The organism is Deinococcus yavapaiensis KR-236, from assembly GCF_003217515.1.
GTDB classification, from domain to species: domain Bacteria; phylum Deinococcota; class Deinococci; order Deinococcales; family Deinococcaceae; genus Deinococcus_A; species Deinococcus_A yavapaiensis.
The window spans coordinates 57790-77221 of sequence record NZ_QJSX01000002.1 but is presented as its reverse complement, the minus strand read 5'-3'; the positions used below and the strand labels follow the sequence as shown (position 1 = coordinate 77221).

General features: G+C 65.9%; 20 protein-coding genes. 6 read left to right on the top strand and 14 right to left on the bottom strand.

Annotated features, from left to right (window positions below):
- Window positions 1-2: 2 nt before the first annotated feature.
- The 11 genes from DES52_RS02810 to DES52_RS02760 all read right to left on the bottom strand — a co-directional run bounded on the left by DES52_RS02810 (window position 3) and on the right by DES52_RS02760 (window position 9531).
- Window positions 3-812: an ABC transporter permease gene (locus DES52_RS02810; RefSeq protein WP_245900607.1), complete on the bottom strand. Its 810-nt coding sequence runs from the start codon at window positions 810-812 to the stop codon at window positions 3-5.
- A gap of 1 nt (window position 813) precedes the next feature.
- Window positions 814-1629 carry an ABC transporter permease gene (locus tag DES52_RS02805; RefSeq protein WP_110885273.1) on the bottom strand — a complete coding sequence of 272 codons (816 nt, stop codon included), beginning with the start codon at window positions 1627-1629 and terminating at the stop codon, window positions 814-816.
- A 12-nt stretch (window positions 1630-1641) separates the two neighbouring features.
- Window positions 1642-2064, bottom strand: a complete 423-nt coding sequence (locus tag DES52_RS02800; protein ID WP_110885272.1) for a YkvA family protein — start codon at window positions 2062-2064, stop codon at window positions 1642-1644.
- Window positions 2061-3005 carry a CPBP family intramembrane glutamic endopeptidase gene (locus DES52_RS02795; RefSeq protein WP_110885271.1) on the bottom strand — a complete coding sequence of 315 codons (945 nt, stop codon included), beginning with the start codon at window positions 3003-3005 and terminating at the stop codon, window positions 2061-2063. Before DES52_RS02795 ends, DES52_RS02800 begins: the two co-directional genes overlap by 4 nt.
- 64 nt (window positions 3006-3069) lie before the next feature.
- Window positions 3070-4083: a low-specificity L-threonine aldolase gene (ltaE, locus tag DES52_RS02790; protein WP_110885270.1), complete on the bottom strand. Its 1014-nt coding sequence runs from the start codon at window positions 4081-4083 to the stop codon at window positions 3070-3072.
- Entirely contained in the window at window positions 4080-4730 is a 651-nt protein-coding gene (locus DES52_RS02785; RefSeq protein WP_245900605.1) for a peptidylprolyl isomerase, read from the bottom strand. Before DES52_RS02785 ends, ltaE begins: the two co-directional genes overlap by 4 nt.
- 40 nt (window positions 4731-4770) lie before the next feature.
- Window positions 4771-5316 carry an HNH endonuclease gene (locus DES52_RS02780; RefSeq protein WP_245900603.1) on the bottom strand — a complete coding sequence of 182 codons (546 nt, stop codon included), beginning with the start codon at window positions 5314-5316 and terminating at the stop codon, window positions 4771-4773.
- Window positions 5317-5427: 111 nt separating this feature from the next.
- Window positions 5428-6075 (bottom strand): MarC family protein, encoded by a 648-nt coding sequence (locus DES52_RS02775; protein ID WP_110885268.1) that lies wholly within the window; start codon window positions 6073-6075, stop codon window positions 5428-5430.
- A gap of 248 nt (window positions 6076-6323) precedes the next feature.
- Entirely contained in the window at window positions 6324-6599 is a 276-nt protein-coding gene (locus tag DES52_RS02770; RefSeq protein WP_110885267.1) for a helix-turn-helix domain-containing protein, read from the bottom strand.
- Between the two features lie 226 nt (window positions 6600-6825).
- On the bottom strand, window positions 6826-8445 hold the full coding sequence (locus DES52_RS02765) for a stalk domain-containing protein (protein ID WP_110885266.1): 1620 nt from the start codon (window positions 8443-8445) through the stop codon (window positions 6826-6828).
- Between the two features lie 54 nt (window positions 8446-8499).
- Window positions 8500-9531, bottom strand: a complete 1032-nt coding sequence (locus tag DES52_RS02760; protein WP_110885265.1) for an aminoglycoside phosphotransferase/kinase family protein — start codon at window positions 9529-9531, stop codon at window positions 8500-8502.
- Between the two features lie 195 nt (window positions 9532-9726).
- On the opposite strand from DES52_RS02760, the gene DES52_RS22490 reads away from it, so the two are divergent.
- The gene (locus DES52_RS22490) at window positions 9727-9993 is read left to right on the top strand and encodes a hypothetical protein (RefSeq protein WP_146237171.1); all 267 of its coding nucleotides are present in this window, start codon (window positions 9727-9729) and stop codon (window positions 9991-9993) included.
- Between the two features lie 656 nt (window positions 9994-10649).
- Here DES52_RS22490 and DES52_RS02755 read toward each other — a convergent pair.
- Both DES52_RS02755 and DES52_RS02750 read right to left on the bottom strand, forming a co-directional pair.
- Window positions 10650-12260 (bottom strand): MDR family MFS transporter, encoded by a 1611-nt coding sequence (locus DES52_RS02755; protein ID WP_110885264.1) that lies wholly within the window; start codon window positions 12258-12260, stop codon window positions 10650-10652.
- On the bottom strand, window positions 12261-12707 hold the full coding sequence (locus tag DES52_RS02750) for a MarR family winged helix-turn-helix transcriptional regulator (protein WP_110885263.1): 447 nt from the start codon (window positions 12705-12707) through the stop codon (window positions 12261-12263).
- A gap of 67 nt (window positions 12708-12774) precedes the next feature.
- On the opposite strand from DES52_RS02750, the gene DES52_RS02745 reads away from it, so the two are divergent.
- On the top strand, window positions 12775-13242 hold the full coding sequence (locus DES52_RS02745) for a universal stress protein (protein ID WP_110885262.1): 468 nt from the start codon (window positions 12775-12777) through the stop codon (window positions 13240-13242).
- Between the two features lie 62 nt (window positions 13243-13304).
- On the opposite strand, the gene DES52_RS02740 is transcribed toward DES52_RS02745, so the two are convergent.
- Window positions 13305-14492, bottom strand: coding sequence for a glycine C-acetyltransferase (locus DES52_RS02740; RefSeq protein ID WP_110885261.1), 1188 nt, complete (start codon window positions 14490-14492; stop codon window positions 13305-13307).
- A 92-nt stretch (window positions 14493-14584) separates the two neighbouring features.
- Between DES52_RS02740 and DES52_RS02735 the strand changes: the two genes are divergently transcribed.
- The 4 genes from DES52_RS02735 to tsaE are packed head-to-tail and all read left to right on the top strand — an operon-like array spanning window position 14585 to window position 19411.
- Complete coding sequence (locus DES52_RS02735; protein WP_110885260.1) at window positions 14585-15370, top strand: roadblock/LC7 domain-containing protein; 786 nt, start codon at window positions 14585-14587, stop codon at window positions 15368-15370.
- Window positions 15367-16965, top strand: a complete 1599-nt coding sequence (locus tag DES52_RS22485; protein ID WP_146237170.1) for a hypothetical protein — start codon at window positions 15367-15369, stop codon at window positions 16963-16965. Before DES52_RS02735 ends, DES52_RS22485 begins: the two co-directional genes overlap by 4 nt.
- Before the next feature lie 56 nt (window positions 16966-17021).
- On the top strand, window positions 17022-18995 hold the full coding sequence (locus tag DES52_RS02715) for a coiled-coil domain-containing protein (protein ID WP_110885256.1): 1974 nt from the start codon (window positions 17022-17024) through the stop codon (window positions 18993-18995).
- The gene (gene tsaE / locus DES52_RS02710; protein ID WP_110885255.1) at window positions 18992-19411 is read left to right on the top strand and encodes a tRNA (adenosine(37)-N6)-threonylcarbamoyltransferase complex ATPase subunit type 1 TsaE; all 420 of its coding nucleotides are present in this window, start codon (window positions 18992-18994) and stop codon (window positions 19409-19411) included. The genes DES52_RS02715 and tsaE overlap by 4 nt, the downstream gene beginning before the upstream one ends.
- Window positions 19412-19432 lie beyond the last annotated feature (21 nt).

The following is a 19432-nucleotide window of genomic DNA, read 5'->3' as shown; positions in this document are numbered from 1 at the left end:
CGTCAAGTTCCCGTGCTTTGATAGTGCTTCAAACCGAACCTCCAAAACAGTAGGGCGGCGAGGAAGACGAGGCCGCCCGCGAGGGGTGCGACGAAGGACGCGAATTCGGGCAGGCCGAACGGATCGGGCTTGTCGAGAAAATACAAGGCGGGATAGTAGTTCAAGAAGGCCGCCGGAATCACGAAGGTGAACAGTCGGCGCAACCACTCCTCGTAGATGCTCATGGGGTACACGATGAGGTTGCTGCCGCCGTACGTCAGGACGTTCACGGCTTCCGTGCCCTCCACCGTCCAGAAGGTCAGCGTGCCCCCGATGACGAACACCCCTCCGAAGAAGAGAATCATCCCGAGGGCGACGAGCGGCAGGTACAAGACTTTGAATAGCGTCCAATCGATCGGCGAGAGGGCGAGCGCGAAGCCGAACACCACGACGCCCGACGCGACGCGGCCGAGTCGGCGCAACGCGAAATCCGAGCCGAACACTTGCAGCGTGAGGCTCACGGGCCGCAGCAGCAGTTGATCCAAGGTGCCTTTGCGAATCTGCTGCCCGAACGAGGGCGCGTCGAATCCGCCGAACAGCATGTCCATGGAGGCGAAGGAGATCTCGACGAGGCCGTACAGAAACGCCACCTCGCCGAGCGACCAGCCGCCGACGCTTCCGAAGCGGTTGAGAACGAGCGCGAACGCTCCGAATTCCGTCGCCGTGAACATCATCGTGGACAGCACGTCGAGCGCGAACGACACGCGGTACTGCAACTGGGAGCGCACTTGGGCGCCGATCAGGCGACGGTACGTGGACCAGGCGTGCCGCACGTCAACCTCCTTGCAAAACGAGCTTGCGAGTCGCTCGAGATAAAACGAGGCGGGCGAGCAGCAGCAAGGCGGCCGCCCACAGGGCTTGGGTGAGCAACGCGAGCGTCAGGTCGCGGCCCTTCAGCACGCCGAGGTAGACTTCGACGGGCGTGTTCAACATCGACGGAAAGGGCGTGAACTTCGCCGCCGTCTGCAACCACTCGGGAAAAAAGCGAAGCGGCATCAGAAAGCCCGACAAGAACATGCCGAGCGTGAACGCGAAGCGTCCGATGCCGCGCGCGTCCGGCGACCAGAACGCGGCGAGGTTCACGAGAAAGCGAAAGCCGAAGGACACCAGCAAGGCAAGGCCCAGCGACAACAGCAAGGCCGCCCACGCGCGAAGGTCGGTCGGCACGAAAATATCGAACAGCAAGGCATAAATCGCCATGAGGGTCGCGCCGCGCAACACGAGGCCCGCGACGGCCCGCCCGACGTCCTGCGCGAGCCAGAAGCCGAGGAAGCTCACGGGCCGCAGAAGGTCCGAGGCGACCTCGCCGCGCGACACCGTGTTCATGAGGTCGTACCATCCGAAGATCGAGAGGTACGTGATCATCGCTTGCGTGAGCCCCGTGTAGGTAACGAGCGCTTTGGCGTCGAGGCCGTCCACGCTGCCTCGGTCGCCCAGCAAGGCGAGCAGCACGGACGCCCGCAGCAAACCGAAGAACACGTTCGTGACGAGCCCCGCGACGGCGGCCGCACGATACGCGAAGTGCCGTCTCACCGAGCGCCGAGCGATTTCGGCGAAGAGGATCGGCGTCATGGAGGAGGCGCTTGACATTGGGCAAGAATGCTACGTCACGGCCCCACTTGTGTGTATAGGCACAATGGCAGACGGCGACTTGGCGTGGTTCGACCAAGCCCACCACGCCACGGCAACGAGCACGCCCCAAAGCAGCACGACGATCAAGGCCCCGACGACGCTCTTGCCGCGCCGTGTCATGGTCGCGGCCTTCGCTCGGGCGTCGGTCATGACGTCGCCCGGAATCATGCGCAACGCCAACCAGAGGCCGAGCGGCACGAGGATGACGTCGTCGAGATACCCCAGCACGGGGATGAAGTCGGGAATGAGGTCGATGGGGCTCAGGGCGTACGCGACGACGAAGAGGGCGAACAGCTTGGCATGCGCGGGCGTGCGCGGATCGCGCGCCGCGATGGACAAGGCGAGGACGTCTCGCTTCAAGAGGCGCGCGGCGGTCTTGAGCTTGGCGATCATGACGTCGGCAGCAAGGGACGCAGGAGGTCGCCAAGGCCCGTTCCGATGGCGGCCAGAACGAACAGCAGGATCGGCACGACAAGACTCGCCGACCACACGGGGCCGCGCTGCAAGGCAGGAACGCCACGCACCCTCAGCCACGAGAACGCGCCGAAGAGGGCCAAGCCGCCGATCAGCAGCCCGGCGAAGCCCGCTCCCAAGCCGATGCGGACGTTCGAGGCCGCGCCGCCTTGCAACAAGTCGCTGAACGTCTCGTTGCCGAGCAGCAAGGCCGCCGCGCCAAGCGACAGGGAGTTGTTGAGGGCGTGGATGATCACGCCCGTCCAGAACGACCGCGTGAACTGCACGGCCCGCGCGATGACGAGGCCCAGGGGAAACACCGCGATCGCTTGGGCGGGCACGCCGTGTACGAGCGCGAACAGCAGGCTCGTGAGCAGCGCGCCGCTCAACACGCCCCGGTACTTCTCGTAGCCCGCGAGACCGAATCCGCGAAAGACGAGCTCCTCCACGAAAGGAATGAACAGACCGCCCGCGAAGAGCAGCAACCACAAGTCGGGCCCCGACGAGGAAAACTGCAAGTTGTAGTTTTGCAGAGCCTCGCTGCTGCCGGGCAGAACCGCCTGCATGAACACGGCGAGGCCGCGTGACGCGACGAAGCCGAGGCCGAACGCGCCGAGGGCCGTGAGAACGTCGGGCGCGGTGCGCCAACGAGGCGTGGCCGTGAATTCACGCAGCGCGGGTCGGAACAGCAGCGTGAACAGCACGAGCGACAGCACGCCGCCCGTGAGCAGCGCGAGGCCGATGCGACTCGGCAGCAAGGCCCCGACGAGCAACTGCCCGCCGAACGCGCCGACGACGTACGTGAGGATCGCGCGATTCGCGGTCAGAGGCGTGAGGGCCGACGGCGCGGCGGGCGCTTCGGAAGAGGAAGGCGCGGTCATCTCGTGAGCCTACAGGAAGGCTCGCACCTTCGAGCGTGCGAGCCTTCGCAAAGAAGGGAAATCCTCAAGCGGGCACGGGCGCCGTCACGACCTCGATAGCGCGAGCGAGCATCTCGTCGGTGATCTGGTGGTGCAGCACGAAACGCACCGAGTTCTCGGACAAGGCGTTGGCCTTCACGCCCCGCTCGGCCCACTCGCTCGCGCGGCGCGCGGCGTCGGGAACGGTCGCGTACACCATGTTCGTCTGCACGGACGCGAGGTCGACGGCGTACCCGGCGTTTACGAGCGACGACGCGAGTGCGCGGGCGCGGCGGTGGTCTTCGCCAAGGCGCTTGGGACCGTCGCGCAGGGCGACGAGTCCGGCGGCGGCGAGCACGCCCGCTTGCCGCATTCCGCCGCCCATCATCTTGCGGTACCGGTGCGCTTGGCCGACGAACTTCTTGCTGCCCACCAGAACGCTGCCGACGGGCGCGCCCAGGCCCTTCGAGAGGCACAGGCTCACCGAGTCGAAATGACGCGTGATGTCCGACACGGGCACGTTCAGCGCGGCGGCCGCGTTCATGACGCGCGCTCCGTCGAGGTGCAGAGGCAACCCTTCGGACGTCGCGACTTCTCGCGCGCCCGCGATGACGTCGAGTGGCAACACGGTGCCGCCCGCCTTGTTGTGCGTGTTCTCCAAGGAGATGAGGCCCGTCGGGCTTTGGTGGATGGAGCGGCGAATCGCCGCGCGAAGGTCGGCAGGATCGGGCACGCCGAGAGGCGCGTGCACGAAGCGCGGCACGACGCCCGAGAACGTCGCCATCATGCCGAGCTCCCACTCGTACACGTGCGCGCCCTCGGGCACGATGACTTCCTCGCCGCGTCGAGTATGCACCGCGATCGCGACTTGATTCGTCATGGTGCCCGACGGCATGAACAAGCCCGCCTCGAAGCCCAGCAGGCGCGCCGCTTCCTGCTGCAACTCGTTCACGCTGGGGTCCTCGCCGTACACGTCGTCACCCACGGGCGCTTCGATCATGGCGCGGCGCATGGCCTCGTCCGGCACGGTCACGGTATCGGAGCGAAGATCGACGATCACGGCGTCGCCTTTCCGTCGTCCACAAGAATGGTGACGGTCTTGATCTCGTCGGGCGTCACGTTCTCGCCCGCAGGCGACGAAGGATCGATCTTCTGCAAGCTCTGCACGACGTCGAGGCCTTCCACGACCCGCCCGAAGACGGTGTACTGCCCGTCGAGGCTCGGCGTGGGCGCGAGGGTGATGTAGAACTGCGACCCGTTGGTATAAGGATCTTGCGTTCTCGCCATGCCGAGGACGCCCGCCTTGTCGAACTTCAAGGCGCGGTCGAGTTCCAAGTAGTAACCGTAGCCGGGACCGCCCTGGCCCCAAGTGGCGCGCGGACCCGTGACCGTGTTCGGATCGCCGACTTGCGCGACGAATCCGTCGAGGACGCGGTGGAACTTCACGCCCTCGTAGTAGCGGTTGAGGGTAAGGAAAACGAAGGAATTGACGGTCTTCGGCGCTTGCTGTGCGTAGAACTCGATCGTGACCTTGCCTTTCGTCGTCTCGATTTCCGCGCGGTACGTCTTGGCGGGATCGATCACCCACTGAGGCGCGGTGAACTTGCGCACGGGCGTCTCAGAGAGAAAGGGAACGGGCACGAACGCCGCCGACGCCGACGCCGCGAAGGTCGCGAGCGACGCCGCCAAAAGAAGAGGAAGGCGCATGACGGTCATTCTAGCGCCCTCCCCCGTGCGTGAACGAAGTTCAGCCGTAAAGGTACTTGCTCCAGTTTTCGTGGAACGCCGAGAAGTACCCGGCGACGTACAACCCGAAGGTGGGAGCGCGCGGCGGCATGCTGAGGTGCAATCCCGCTTCCTCGGGTGTGCGGTTGCCTTTGCGCTGATTGCACTCACGGCACGCCGCGACGACGTTCTCCCAAGCGTGCCGACCGCCACGAGAACGCGGATGCACGTGGTCGATCGTGAGCTCTTGCCGCGAGCCGCAGTACTGGCAGGTGTAAAAGTCTCGGCGCAACACGTTGCGCCGATTGAAGGGAACGGGATGCGCTCGTGGGCGCCGCACGTACCTCTTGAGGCGAATCACGCTCGGAATGAAGATGGTGGTGCTGGGCGAACGCACGACGTCCTCACTCTCTTCGAGCACCTCGGCGATGCCGAATTGCACGAGGGTGATCGCACGTTTAGCGGACGCCACATGCAACGGCTCATAAGAAGCGTTGAGCACCAGCACGCGCGGCGCACCGAGCTTGTGCGCCACGTCGGGGATAGGCCCGGTCAGGTTGGCATTCACGGTCACAGTTTAAAACGCGTATAACCGTGAAACTGTTCGACTCACCCGTTTCAGGCTTTTATTTTTAGCTTCATCGATCATTAGGCGTAAAGGCTCGTACCAACGTGCTTATCACACGCGCAACTCGCGCAGAAATCCGAGAATGCCGTCGGCGATGTACTGCACGGCGAGCGCGCCGAGCAACACCCCGAGAACGCGCGTCACGACGTTCACTCCCGTGAGGCCGATGAGGCGCGCGATGACCGTCGAGAGACGCAGCGTGAGATAGCACAAGGCGAGCACCACGAAGGTCACGATCAGCACGACGCCCACCAGCAGGGGCGCGCCGTGCGCGTCCCCCACGAGAATCATGACGCTCGCCAAGGTTCCGGGTCCCGCGATGAGGGGAATCGCGATCGGGAAGACGGAGATGTCCTCGCGCGTTTGCGCTTCGGCTTCCTCGGCGGGCGTTTCCCTCGTGCCGCTCGTGCGCGCGAAGACCATGTCGAGGGCGATCAGGAACAGCAGCACACCGCCCGCCACACGAAACGCGTCGAGGCTGATGCCGAGATGCTCGAGCAGGGGCCGCCCCGCCAACCCGAAGGCGAGGATGATGAGGCCCGCGACGACCGTCGCCTTCACGGCGATCGAGCGGCGCTCGAAGCTGGGACGGCCACCGGCGAGCGCCATGAAGATCGGCGCGAGACCTATGGGATCCATGACGACCAGCATCGTCAGGAACGTCTTGTATCCCAGGATCGCGATTTGGGCGGTGTCCATCTCAAGGAGTGTACCGGATGGGCCGATCTCCGATTTACCTGCCCGCGTGAATGCCGAACGGCGGTGCCTTTTGCCAGGACGGCGGGTCGGGTGTCGCGCCGCGCGTCACGTCACCGGACGCGCCCCTATCGTGGCCGGAGAGCTCCACCGTCGTTCGTCCAGCATTTCAGAACCTTGGTGCCTCGGCAGCGTGGCGGCAAGGCGACGAGCGCACCTCCGCTCGGACCTCGTCCAGCTCCGAGGGAAGTTCAAGTGTCATTCCGTTCGACTTTCGGTTGCACGAAAGGATCGCTGAAGACGGCGCGAAGGCGCTCGTTGGTGCCCTTCGGAGCGACGACCAACTCGAGCTCGAGGCGTTCGAGGATCATGGCGAGATGGTCGAGCTGCAGGGGCAAGCGTCCGCTGAGGACTTGGTTGATATAGGTGGGAGTGACATCGAGTTCGTGGGCGAGCTGCGCTTTGAAACCGCGTGGCTGGCGGTTGATGTGCTCGTTGAGCGTGGCTCGAAGTTCGTCGAGCTTCATGCCCTCATCCTACCTGTCAGGCCATAGCTTCAAAATGGAGTGCGTGCTTCTCGCTTCCAGAAGATGAGACGAACGGCCAAGCAGTGAACGTGTGTCCTCGCGGTCGAACGAGTCTGAAGTCAGAGGGCTCCGCGGCGCATGGTCCGGCTCTTTCGGCAAGGCAACACGCTCGCTCGACGTTCCACTTCAGGCGCGACCGTGATCGTCCGAGCGTACGCTCAGACGATCACGGTCGCGCACGGTAGAACACGAGGGACACCGGCAGGTTCGAGCCGTTGGCGGGCACGAACTTGAAGTTCAACCGCTCCGATTGCGAACGCCACAACAACAGCGGACGCTCAGGATTCGTCAAGACGCCCGAACGCGGCACGCGCACCGTGGACGTCACGTCAGCGTCGAAGACTTGCAGCGCTCCTCGGTACAGGCCGCCACGCGGCGACAACGCCATCACGGTGTTCGCCGCACCCAGCACCTCCACGTCGTACAAAACGCCGTAATTCCCGGCGAGACGCATCGGTGTTCCCGTCAGGACGTCGGTGCCGACCAAGCCGGTGTCGGTCACGCCATCTCCGATGTTCAACCGAGCCGGAAGCGTGCCGAGCGTCACTTGGACGCGCCGTACCGCTCCGAGGAAGGTGCCACGTTGATGCAGGGCGTCCAGCGGCAAGATCGGCAAAGCCCCGAGCGTTTCCGGCGTGGGGACCGCATCGTCGGGCAAGATCACGAACGATAACTCCACCCGGCCGTCGGCTTCGATGTCCTGCACGAGGTTCACGCCTGCCCCGATCGGCAGGGACGGCGAGATGTACACCGCCGAGAATCGTCCTGGCAAAAGTTCGAACTGCGGGGAAGCCTCGGACGTGAAGTAGTCCAGCAAGGCGACTTGCCCGAGCGTGCCCTCGGTGCGAGAAGGTGCCGTTTCACCCTTGCCGAGCGAGCGGATCGTGACGGGCCGTGCATCCACGTTTCGCGCTATCACCTGCACGCGCGCCGGCACGGAGAGGCCGTTGACGTGATACGCGAGCAGACGCGCGCGCCCCGACACCACGTCTCGGTACAACACGCCCGCCGTCGACGGCTTTTCGGGAGAGTCGCTGAACAGCAACGGGAAGTTCTCGTTGGCGTCGCCGCGAATCGGCAGCGAAGGATAGCTGGCCACGAGCGAATCCGAAAACGTGTCTCCGAGCGCGGTGTGTCGAAGGGCGAATTGAAGCGGTGTCGCCACCGCCGCGCCCCGCACCTTGACGACACGCGTGTGCGGCGCGCTCATCTTGCCTTGGGCGTTCGTCACTTGCAGTGACACCACGTAGTCGCCCGGCGCGAAGAAGGCGTCTTGCCGTCCGGTCCACTCGCGTTTCGTGATCGCCTGTCCCTCGGGATCGAAGGAGTACTCGACGTACGTGACGCGCTCTCCGGGCGCGTACGTGCTTTTCTCGGGTGCGAACCGCGCTTGTGGCGCTCCAGGATCGAGGGTCGGCGCGTTCTGCGTCGTGATCGTGACGCGGGCGTTGTCGGGCGAAATGTCGAACGTCAACTTCGACGCGGTGCCGAGCCATCGAAGATCGACGAACGTTTGGCTGTCGACGAGGACCGCGCCGGATTCCTCCAGGGGGACGTCATTCACATTCACGGCGGGCAGTCCGAGCAGGGTGAGCGTCTCGACGAGCGGCACGAGGACGCGCCCGCCATCGATTCGCGGTGCGTTTTGCAGCGTCAGGGAACGGCCGTCGAGCGTGGCGGTCGGCGTGCCGGGCGTGACGACGAGTTGCCGCGTGGTGAGCGCGAACCCAGCGCCGGAGCCAAGCAGCAGAAGCGTCAACGCGACCTTGATCGAGCGGAAGAGCATGCCGGTCACCCTACACGCGGCGCGCTGACGACACGTGAGGGGGCGAAGTTCGCGTCAGTCCTCGCCCGCCAGCAAGGTTTCGCCGTGCTCCTGCAGAAACGCACGCATGCTCTCGGTTGGTACGAAGTCGGGAGGTGGCGCGAGCGGGCCGCGCCCGAAGTTCGTGCGGTCGTCGGAGTGTTCGCACCTCGCCGTGTACGCCGCGCCGTACACCAACGCCGCGCGGAAGTGCGCGCGTTCGTCACGAGAGAAAGGTCGTCCACGCGCGGTTTCGTACGCATCCAGGAACTCGTGCATCTGCTCGAGCGTCGGGTACTGGCGTTGCCCCACGCGAGACCAGTCCACCGTGAAGGTTCTCGCCGCGCCAGCCACGAGCACGGGCTCGGCGAAGCGGCCCACGCTGTCCCAGTCGTACACGGCGCACAACCGTCCTTGCCGTACTCGCAAGTGCTCGCGGCGCCAGTCGTGATGCCCTATCACCCGTCTGCCTGGATCCGCGTCGAGGAGCGCTCGCGCTCGCCGCGCCAGCGTGTCGATCCACGCCGCTCCCTGCGCGGTGGCGACGAAATCGAAGCGCGCGTCGTGCGGAATCGGCCACAAGCCGTCACGACGCCGCGCGAGCCAAGGCTCGAATTCTGCCCGCGACGCGAAGGGCTCGCACAACTCCACGAGCCACGCCAAGCCGCTCGCCATCAACGCGAGGTGCTCGGGGCGGTCCGGATCGGGCGGGTCGCCTCGTGCGAGGGAGGCTTCGAACGTGGCGCTTCCGTTTGGCAGCCTGGCGGGCGGCGCGAGCGGCTTCGGCGCCGGGAAGCCCGCGTCCGCCACGTGCGCTTGCAGTTCGTTGAGCGCCTTCAGGTACCTGAAGGGCGCGAACGCTCGGTGCAACTTCACCACGACTTCGCGGCCGTCACTGAGGCGGACTCCATGCACGCTTCCCACACTCACGCGGTGAAACAACCGCGTCGTGACGCGCGCACCCAGGAAGCGTTCGCACAGGAGGCTGACGCGCATCAGAACGTCACGGGAATTCACCGCACCGAGAACTTCGCGGGCCACCGAGTCGGCGGGCGACGGTGCCGTCACGAGCGCCTCGTGATCCGAGTGGCGAAGGTCCTCTCAGGAAAGTGACGTGCTGGCAGCATGGGGCTTTCAGTGTAAAGGCTGTCGACAATTCGTCATCGCGTCGCCGATTTTCTGATGGCGGCATCTTGTGGAAGGCCACTCCTCCCCGCATCACCCGCTTCGTGCGTCATGTGCCGATGTCACCGTGACCACCGAGTGCGCGCAAAACTTCTGCCGTTCGGCGGAGCGGCGGTCGGGTCTTCAGGGAGCCAATCGTTCGACGGTCGGCAGGAGCACGGGAATGAAGAATCTGCGCCACTTCAGGATCGTTTTCGGTCGCTCGAGCGGGCTCAGCCTCCGTTCGAGATCGGCTTCGGCGTGGAGGTGGCGAAGGTGTTCTTTCGTGGCTTCCAGAAGTTCCTCGGGGCGCATGCTCATTCTCCCTTCTCCAGTGCCGATCGGATCGGCGTCTATCGTGCTTGACGTACGGACGTGGAACGTTGCTCGTGCTGTCGATCAGAGTTCGACGCGGACTCGGGCGTTGGGCTGAATCGTCAGGGTCGTCTCGGCGGCGAAAGGATTCGGAAAACGGACGGCCCGTTGGACTCAGGAGGGCTCTACCTGTCTCGGCACGGGAATCGCGCTTCAACCATCTGCAATGACTGTAAACCCATGATATATAGATTGTCAATTACGCTTTTCTATCTAGTGAGTTTAGCAGTGACCGGAGCCGGGATAGACGAAAGAGAACACTGCACCTCCACGTGAGATGGCAGACGCGCTCCTCCTTTCGACTTCGAGCCGACCGTCTTCTCGAACCTCGAGCGAGCCGTCGAGCGGTCAAAATCGAATTCCCTGTCAGCACGAGCACGAGTTCCGACAGGACAGAAGCGCCAAGAATCGACTCGGTGCAATGCCAAAGCCCACCACGCGACTTGGAGGAGGGGCACGTCGGCTTGCTCGACGACAATGTCCCGACCTCGTCTTCTCTTGGTGGCGACGCGCCGAGAGACGTCAGCGCGCTCGGCCGCAGAAACGACCGAGCGCGTCTTCACCCACCATCTTCGTGGAGTCGGAATTGTTGGGCCAAATCGAGACGAACGAGGCAGGACGGTCCGCAGGGGAAGGGCCGCTCGCGCTCAGCGTTCCCGAACGCCAACGCCCGCAAGCGGTTTCGCTTCGACTTCGGGGGCACGCGGCGTCTCGGGTTGAGGACGAACGCTCTTCAAGTTGAGGTTCGGCAACGCGAGGGTCACGAGCAGCGCGACCGTCATGCCCAACCCGGCGAGGAGGAACACGTTCGTGACCGCGTCGGTCAGAACGCCGCGCATCGTCGCGAGGATTCGTGCGAAGCCAGCCTCGCCGACGAGGGGCGCGACGGCAGCGTGGAGCTTGGCGAGGGCCGAGGGGTTGCTGAGGATGTTGGGATCGGCGACGGCCACTGCGAGCGAGCTCGGCAACGCGCGGGTGCTGCTCGCGAGAAGCGTCGGCAGGGCGTGCAGGTGGTTGGCTTGCACGGCGCCGAAGACGGCCGCGCCGATCGTGCCGCCCATGTTGCGAAAGAACTGGTTGGCGCTCGTCGCCATGCCGAGTTGCGCCCTGGGACTGCTGGTCTGCACCGCGAGCGTGAACAGGCTGCCCGTCGGCCCGAGGCCGAGCCCCAGCACGATCATGAGGCCGACGACGACGCTCGTGGCCGTGTCAGGCGTGAGACGGGTGCCGAAGAACAACGCGCCCGTCATGACGACGAGGCCCGCGAGAATAGCCGGCTTGTAGCGGCCGACGCGGCTCACGATGAAGCCCGCCACGGTGCTCGTGACGATCATGCCGAGCATGAGGGGCGCGAGGACGATGCCGGAATTCGAGGCGGACACGCCCCGCACGCCTTGCATGAAGAGCGGCAGGTACAAGATGGCGGCGTACAAACCGGCGGTGCTGAAGAATCCGGCGATGTTCGCGAAGGTGAAGGTGGGGTTGCGAAACAAGTTCAGCGCGAGAATAGGGCTGGGCGTCCGCGCCTGCCAGGTGACGAAGGCGGCCGTGCACGCGGCGGCGAAGGCGAGCAGGCCGAGGATCTTCGGGGAGGTCCACGGATCGGTCGTGCCGCCCCAGGTCAAGGCGAGCAGCAAAGGCACGACGGCCGCCGTCAGCAGCAAGGCGCCGAGCACGTCGATGCGCGCTTCGCCTCGCTCGCGCTTGGCCGGGAAGAAGCGGGCGATGAACCAGAAGGCGAGGACGGCGACGGGCACGTTGACGAAGAAGACCCAGTGCCACGACAGGTGGTCGGTGAGGAAGCCGCCGAGCAACGGGCCGAGGACGCTCGATACTCCGAAGACCGCGCCGTTGAGTCCTTGGTACTTGCCGCGCTCCGTGAGGGTGAACAAGTCGCCGATGGCGGCGAAGGCCATGCTCATGAGGGCGCCGCCGCCGAGGCCTTGCAACGCGCGGCAAGCGATGAGGAAGCCCATGCTTTGCGACAACCCGCCGAGGGCGGACGCGAGCGTGAACAAGGCGATGCCGAACAGCAAGACGGGTTTGCGGCCGTACAAGTCGCTGAGCTTGCCGTACACGGGGATGGAGACGGTTTGCGCGAGGGTGTAGGCGGTGAAGGCCCAGGTGTAGACGTTCATTCCGCCAAGGTCGGCGATGATCCGTGGCAAGGCGGTGCCGACGACGGTGGTGTTGAGAGAGGCGAGGAACAGCACGAGCAGGACGCCCGCGAAGGCTTGCATCTTGTCACGGTGTGTCATTCAGTCGTTTTCCCAGCCGAGGCGAGTTTCGAGGCGTGCGAGGGCTCGGTCGGCGTCGGCGAGTTCTTCGGTGGGGACGCCGCCGAGCAGTTCGTTCAGCCGAGTTCGGGCGAGCGCGCGCGCTTCTTCGAGGGTGTGTGCGCCGCGTTCGGTGAGGACGAGGCGAAAACGGCGCAAGTCGTCGGGATGCCCGTGGCGTTCCAAGAGGTTGGCCTCCACGAGACGGTCGATGAGGCGGCTCGTGGAGGGCGGCGGGCTGCCGAGGCGAGCGCTGATGGCGCTCGGCGAGTCTTGGCCGAGGGCGACGGCGCTCAGCGCTTGGACTTCCTTGGGATGCAGTCCCAGGGTCTGTTCGAGGCGGGGTTGAAGCGCCACGTGCAAGTGGCGGTAGAGTCGTCCGACGCGTCGCATGAACGCGAGCGAGTCGATATCGGAGAGGACGTCCATGAAGGCACTCTATCAGATGATTCCATTTGGAATTATTTGTTTTGGAATGATTGAGGTATGATGCGGCATGACCCGTCCTGACACGCTCTATCGCCGTATCCTCGTCGCGACCGGCGGCGCGCCGCACTCGCAGCGCGCCGTGGAGCGGGCCATTGCCCTCGCCGCCGCCTTCGACGCGCCCCTGCACGTCGTGACGGTCGTACCGGTGACGGCGAGCCCGCTCTTGAACATGGCGGCTTCCCTGCCGGGCAGCGAGATGCTCGAAGCCGACGCCCTAGAGAACGAACGCGTCGTACGGGAACGTCACTTGGGAAGTGTCGCCGCCCAGGCGCGTGCGCGCGGCCTGACCGTCAGCGAGCACCTCGTGCAGGCGGCTCGGCCCGCCGACGCCATCGTGCGTGTCGCGAGCGAGGTTGGAGCCGACCTCGTCGTGATCGGGCGTCGCACGAAGGGTGTGCTCGGCGGCGCCCTCGTTGGCAGCACCGCCGACGCGGTCAGCCATGCGGCGCCCGTCGACGTCCTCGTGGTGCGCTGAGAGAGCCCCACGGCGAACGGCGGAACCCTTGCAAGGGTTCCGCCGTTCGCTTCGCGCGGACGTCAGCCCGCGACGACGCCGAGTTCGCGCCCGACGAATTCGTAGGCGGCCAGCGCGAGGTCGAGGTCGTCACGCGTGTGATCGGCCGTGACGATATTGCGAATGCGCGCCAAGCCCTTGGGTACGGTGGGGAAACCGATGCCGACGGCGAACACGCCGCGTTCGAGCAGCATTCGACTCGCCGCGAACGCCGCCGCCGCCTCGCCAAAGATGACGGGCGTGATGGGCGTTTGCGAACCGAAGGTGTCGAAACCGAGGCGCCGCAACTCCGCCTTGAAGTAGCGGGTGTTCTCCCACAAGCGCTCCATGATCTGCGGCTCGCGTTGCACGAGTTCGATCGCGGCGAGAAGGGCGCCGACGACGGCCGGGGGATGGCCCGTGCTGAACAGAAAGGGCCGCGCCTTGTTGATGAGCAGGTCGCGCAGGTCGTGCGTGCCCGCCGCGTAGCCGCCGACGACGCCCCACGCCTTGCTGAGAGTGCCAATCTGGATGACGTCGTCGTCGTGCTCGAAGCCGAAGTGGTGGACGGTGCCGCGTCCCGCCTCACCGAGGACGCCCGAACCGTGCGCGTCGTCGACGTACGTCACGGCGCCGTGACGTCGCGCGACCGCCACGATCTCGTCGAGAGGCGCGATGTCGCCGTCCATCGAGAACACACCGTCGGTCACGACGAGCTTGAGGCCGTCGGTGGGATGCTCGGCCAAGACGCGCTCGAGATCTTGCATGTCCTTGTGCTTGAAGACCTTCTTCGTGGCCTTCGCGAGGCGCAGTCCGTCGATGATCGAGGCGTGGTTGAGCTCGTCCGAGACGACGAGATCGCCTTCTTGCAACAAGCTGCCGAGCACTCCTTGATTGGTGGTGAAGCCGCTTCCGAACACGAGGGCGCTTCCGGTTCCTTTGAAGGCCGCGAGCTTCTCTTCGAGTTCCTCGTGAATCGAGAGCGTTCCGGCGATCGTGCGAACGGCGCCCGCGCCGACACCCCACGTGCGCACGAACGCCTCGGCGCGCTCCTTGAGGAAGGGGTGGTCGGAGAAGCCGAGGTAGTTGTTGCTCGCCAAGTTCACGACGTCACGGCCCGCGACGCGCGTGCGGGCGCGCTGTGGAGCTTCGAGAACTCGGGGCGAGATGTGCAGACCGCTGGAGCGAAGCCGATCGAGTTCGGCGCCGATGCGAGAAGTCAAAGAGGTCACGCTTCAGTCTAACGAGCGTCCGTGAGTGAGGCGAATGAGGCGGTTATTTAACAAGAGCGTCATGAGAAACCGCTTATAATAACCTTGTTTTGATGTCGAACTTCGTATACAGCATGGTGAGTGAGGCGTTGGCGCGCGTAGTGTCCGAGCGGGCGGCGGATCATATGCTGCGGGCCGCCTTGCATGACTCGGGCCTCACGCCCGACGACGTGACCGCCGAGGAGATGCAGCGCGTCATCGTCGGTCCCCTTCAGCAGCGCCTCATAGCAGTCATGCCGCCCGCCCGGGCGAGTGCGGAGCTCACCCTGCTCGCGTCACGTCTGCAAGCCTCGTATCCCAAGGCGCCCACCCTCTTTCCCGAAGCGAGCGGTCCCGTGTGGGACGACGCCACCTTGCAAAGCGCCTCGTCCGCCCCGATGTCGAGCGCGCCCGTAGAGGCGAGCGCCACGCCCACGCCCGCCACCTCCGACGACGAAGTCGACGAGGAGTTCGAGTTCGATCTCGACGACTTCCTCCTCGACGATCCGGAGGACGCGGGCGGCGGCAAGTCGTACGTGCTTTCCCACCCGTCGGGGCAAGACGAGCTGTTGTCCGACCTCGCGCGCTTCGAAGGTGTCGTGGGCGTCGTGGTGTGCGACCACACCGGCAAGGTCGTGCGGTCGCGCGTACCTCGCGGCTCGGACACCCTCGCGCGGCTCGTCGCGCACCTCCCGGTCATCACGGCGGACCGCCCCACCCGCCTGATCTGCGCGGACCTCGGTGCACACACCGTGTGCGTCAAGACCCTCGACGTTCACCTCGTGGGCGTCCTCGCGAGCGGCAGCACCAACCTCGGACGTCTCATCGTTGAATTGTCCGCTCTCAAGGAGACCGTATGACCAAGGCCCGTCACCTTTGGACGCTGGCGTTGCTGACCGCGCCGCTGGCGCAGGCGCAGGGCGTCGACGCGTTCGCACGGCAGTACCCGGACATCACGTCCGCGCTGAGTTCGGCGCTCGCCGACCAGCGGTCGGACCCGAAGCGCAGCTTGGCCGACATCGACCGCGCCCGCGCACTTTTCGCCAATGTCGCGCCCACGCTCGGCACGTCCCCTCTCGCGGGCGGCATCCGCGACGCCTTGCAAAACGCGCGCATCGCCATCGCCCGTTCGCCGGTGGACTTGGAAGCGCAGACGACGCAAGTACGCGGCCTCCTGCGCAAGGCGTTGCACGACGAAAGCCTCGAAGCGCTCGGCCGCGCCGAGACAAGCGGCGTCGTGGGTGTCGGCGTGCTCGCCGACGACGTCGGAATGAAGGGCGCCGCGCGTGCGCGGGTCGTGTCGGCGGCGCGCGCCAATGACGTCGATCGTGTACGCCTGCTCTTCGAACGCGTCGCCTTGAACAAGATTCGATCGTCGCTCGACGCGGTCAACCCGGCGTCGCGCGCGGCGGCGTACTTGGAAACGGCGCGCGCCACGAGCTGGTTCAGCCTCGTGCAAGACTCGCCGCGCGCGGGCGACTTGAACAGCCGCGACTTCGTGGCGGCCCTGCAAAGCCTCACGGCAGGTGACACGGCGGCCTTCACGCGTCAACTGAGCGACTTGCGCGCGAGCGTCGCGCGCTTCACCCAAGCCGCGCAGCGCTCGAATACCGCCCAGCCTGTCACGGTGCCCGCCCAGCCGAGCACGGAGCCCGCCGCTTCACCGCCTTCGACGGCGCCTGCCGCGACCACTCCGGCGGCGCCCACCGCCCCCGCCACCCCGACCGCTCCCGCCGCGAGCCCTTCGAGCGTCGACGCGCTGTTCGCGCCGCTCGGTCTTGCTCTCACGGCGAGCGGCCACGGCGATCTATCGGGGGCGCGCGAGCAAATCACCGAGGCGTTTCGCGTCCTCAACGCGTTGCCCGCGAACGTGCGGAGTACCCCGGAAGCGACCGCGCTCGCGCAGGATTTGGAGCGCTTCTCCGCAAGCGCCCCGATTCGGGTGAACGATGTGCGCGCCCTGCTCGGGAGCGCCTCCAACCTGCAGCGCGCCGCGACGAACGCCGCTCCGAGCGCGCTTGACGCGACGTCGTCCGGCGTCGCGCGCGTATGGACCGGATGGCTGTCCGGCTTGGTATTCATCGTTCTGGCGCTCTTGGCGTTCTATCCGCTGTACCTGCTCAACCTCGCGTTCGGCGGACGCAATCCGTATTGGCGCGCGATCGGGGCGGCCCTCACCTTGCTGCTGCTGCCCGCGATGCTGGAAGGCGTGGCCAGCATCGGCTCGCTACTGCACGGCCTCACCGGCGCGGGATTCTTCGGATTCCTGACGAACTTGAGCTTGTTTCAACATCCGCTCGGCCAGTTCGTGTGGGCGCTTTCGCTCGCTTTCGCGATCGGCTTGTCCACGTGGGGCTTGCGCGGCATTTGCATGCAGTTCGGCTTGCTCGCCCGGCGCGGTCCTGCCGAGCCCGCCCGTGCCCAAGCGGCCGTCGAGTGGGACGAGGAACTTTGATTTCGCCGCTCGCCTCGACCACACTCGAACGTGAAGGCCTCGAGAGGAGGTAGACGATGCTGTACCGTACGCCCTTACGAATGCTGAGCGACCTCGTGTCGCCCAAAGCCCTGGAACGCATCTTCGACAGCGGCGCCCGCGCGCGCGGCAAGACGCTCGCCGACCTCAACCACACGGACATCGCCGACCTTCTCAAGCGCGACGTGTTCAAACGCCTGCAGCTCAGCGTGCCCGCGCCCCTCGCGAAAAAGCGCGTGCAAGACGTTCTCGACGCGCTCGACCAAGACAGCAACAAGAACACCGCGATTCGCAACGAGGACTCGATCCTCGTTGCCTTGGAAGGGTCGGCGAGGCGTTTCTCGCTGTACTTCGACTGGCCCGAAGTCCAGAAGTTGCGTGCGCTTTTGAACGTGGCGCGCAACGAGATGGACGCGGGCAAGAGCGTGCCGGGCTTGCTCGACGAAGGCATGGGACTCGTCGCGACGCTGGAGCGCCGTCTCAGTGAAGGCCTCGTGACCCAAGCGCAGGACATCGCCGAGCTGAAGTCGGAACTCAAGCGCTTCTCGGGCATCGGCGGACCGAAGCTGCGACGTCTCGAAGGTCTCATCGCGCAGGTGGAGGAAGCGCAGGTGCAAGACACCTTGTCGCCTGCCGAAGTGGAGCGGGCGCGGCGCCTCGCGCTGGACTTGCGAAAGCTCGTCGAGTCGAGCGTCGTCGCCGACCTCGGAACGGTTCCGGCGAACGAGTTGCCCGACGCGAGCTTGCTCGCTCCCGAAACCGCCGAGCGCCTTCGGGAGCTCGACCGGGAAAGCGAGGCGCGCGATCTCGCCGACCTCGCGCGCGACCAGGCGGTGCTGCTGCGCGTGCGCGCCGACCTCGCGCGTCAATTCGAAGGGCTCGCGCAGCGAGCGGCGGAAGGCCAAGTGCTCGGGCCCGCCTTGCCCGCCTTGAGAGAGGCGTTCGCGAGAGAACACGCGGTGGTCCTCGCGCACGAGCGCGAGCGGCTCTCGGACCTCGGGCGGCGTCTCGAAGCGCTCGGGGAAAGCGGTTCCTTCGGCGCCGCGCGTTCGGACGCTCGACTGGCGCTTCAAGTGGCGCGCGGCACGCTGGAAGGCGGCGCGCTCGCTCCGGACGAACTCGCCCGCCTCGAAAGCATCATCGGGACGTTGGAAGCCAGCGCGACGCAAGTCATTCAGGACGCCGAGCGCACCGAGCGCCTCTTGGCGCTCACGCGCGACACGTACGAGCTCGAAAGCGCGGCGCGCGCCGTACGCGGGGCTTCGGAAGCGCTCGCACCACGCATCGTGGAAGCCCGAGCGGCCTTGGAGCGCGGCGAGGTCGTGTCGCTCGACGACTTGTGGGCCGAGCTCGATCAGCGCATGGCCGCCTTGGCGCGCGAGCGCGACGAGCTCGACGAGCGCGCGGAAAAAGTCGTGCAGGAGTACGACGAGTACCGCAACCTCGCGGGCGAGACGATCGTGAAGCTCGGACGACTCGCCGACTTTCTGCGGCGCTCGCGCCGCCTCGGCCAGTTGTCGATCGAGGCGCGCGCGAAGTACGAAAAAGCGATTGTGCAAGCCGAAGCGCTGCTCGGCGAGGCGCGCGCGGAATTTCAAGCGGCCCGTGAACTCACGAGCACTTTCGGTGCGGACGCTTTGTCGGACTTGCTCGGCGTGTTCGACGCGAGTGGAGGCGGTTTGTTCGGCGAGCCGACGCCCCCGCCCGCCGATCCCCTGGCGAACGCGCTGGAAGGCTTGCGGGCACCGGGCGGCGAGTTGGCCTTGTTGCGCGGTGAGCGCGTCACGTGGGGGCAACTCGAAGACCGTTTGCTGAAGGCGGCGCGTGACCTCGCCGCGCTCGTCGCGCGCTCCAGCGGCGCGCAACTCGGAAGCCTCGACTTCGAGCACGGCTGCCTGTTCGTGCTGCCGCTCGACGGTGCGGCGCTCGTCGCCCACATTCCGAGCGAGGGTGACGTGGCGGCGTGGCGCGATCACCTCCTGACCTCGAAGAACGTTTTACGAGCGGGATGAAAATCGGGGAGTCCTTGTTCTTGCAAGACGCGGAGGAGACGCGCGCGCTCGGCGCGTCCCTCGCGTCGGCCTTGCCGCGCGGCGGCCTGCTCTTCTTGGAAGGTGAGCTTGGAAGCGGCAAGACGACCTTGACGACCGGCTTGATGACGAGCCTGAAATTTTCAGGTGAGGTGTCGAGCCCGACTTACGCCCTCATGCAGATTTACCCGACCGCCGAGGGAGACGTCGTGCACGTCGACGCGTACCGTGTGAAGCATCCGGACGAGTTGTACAGCATGGACTTGGAACGCCTCGTGGACGACAGCCGCCTTAGCATCATGGAGTGGGGACAGCTGTACTACGACGATTTTCCGCAAGCTTGGCTGCTGCGCTTGACGTACGACGGAGACGCGCGGCGAGCGACGAGAGTGCGTTGAGCGCGAGCAAGGGCATCTTCA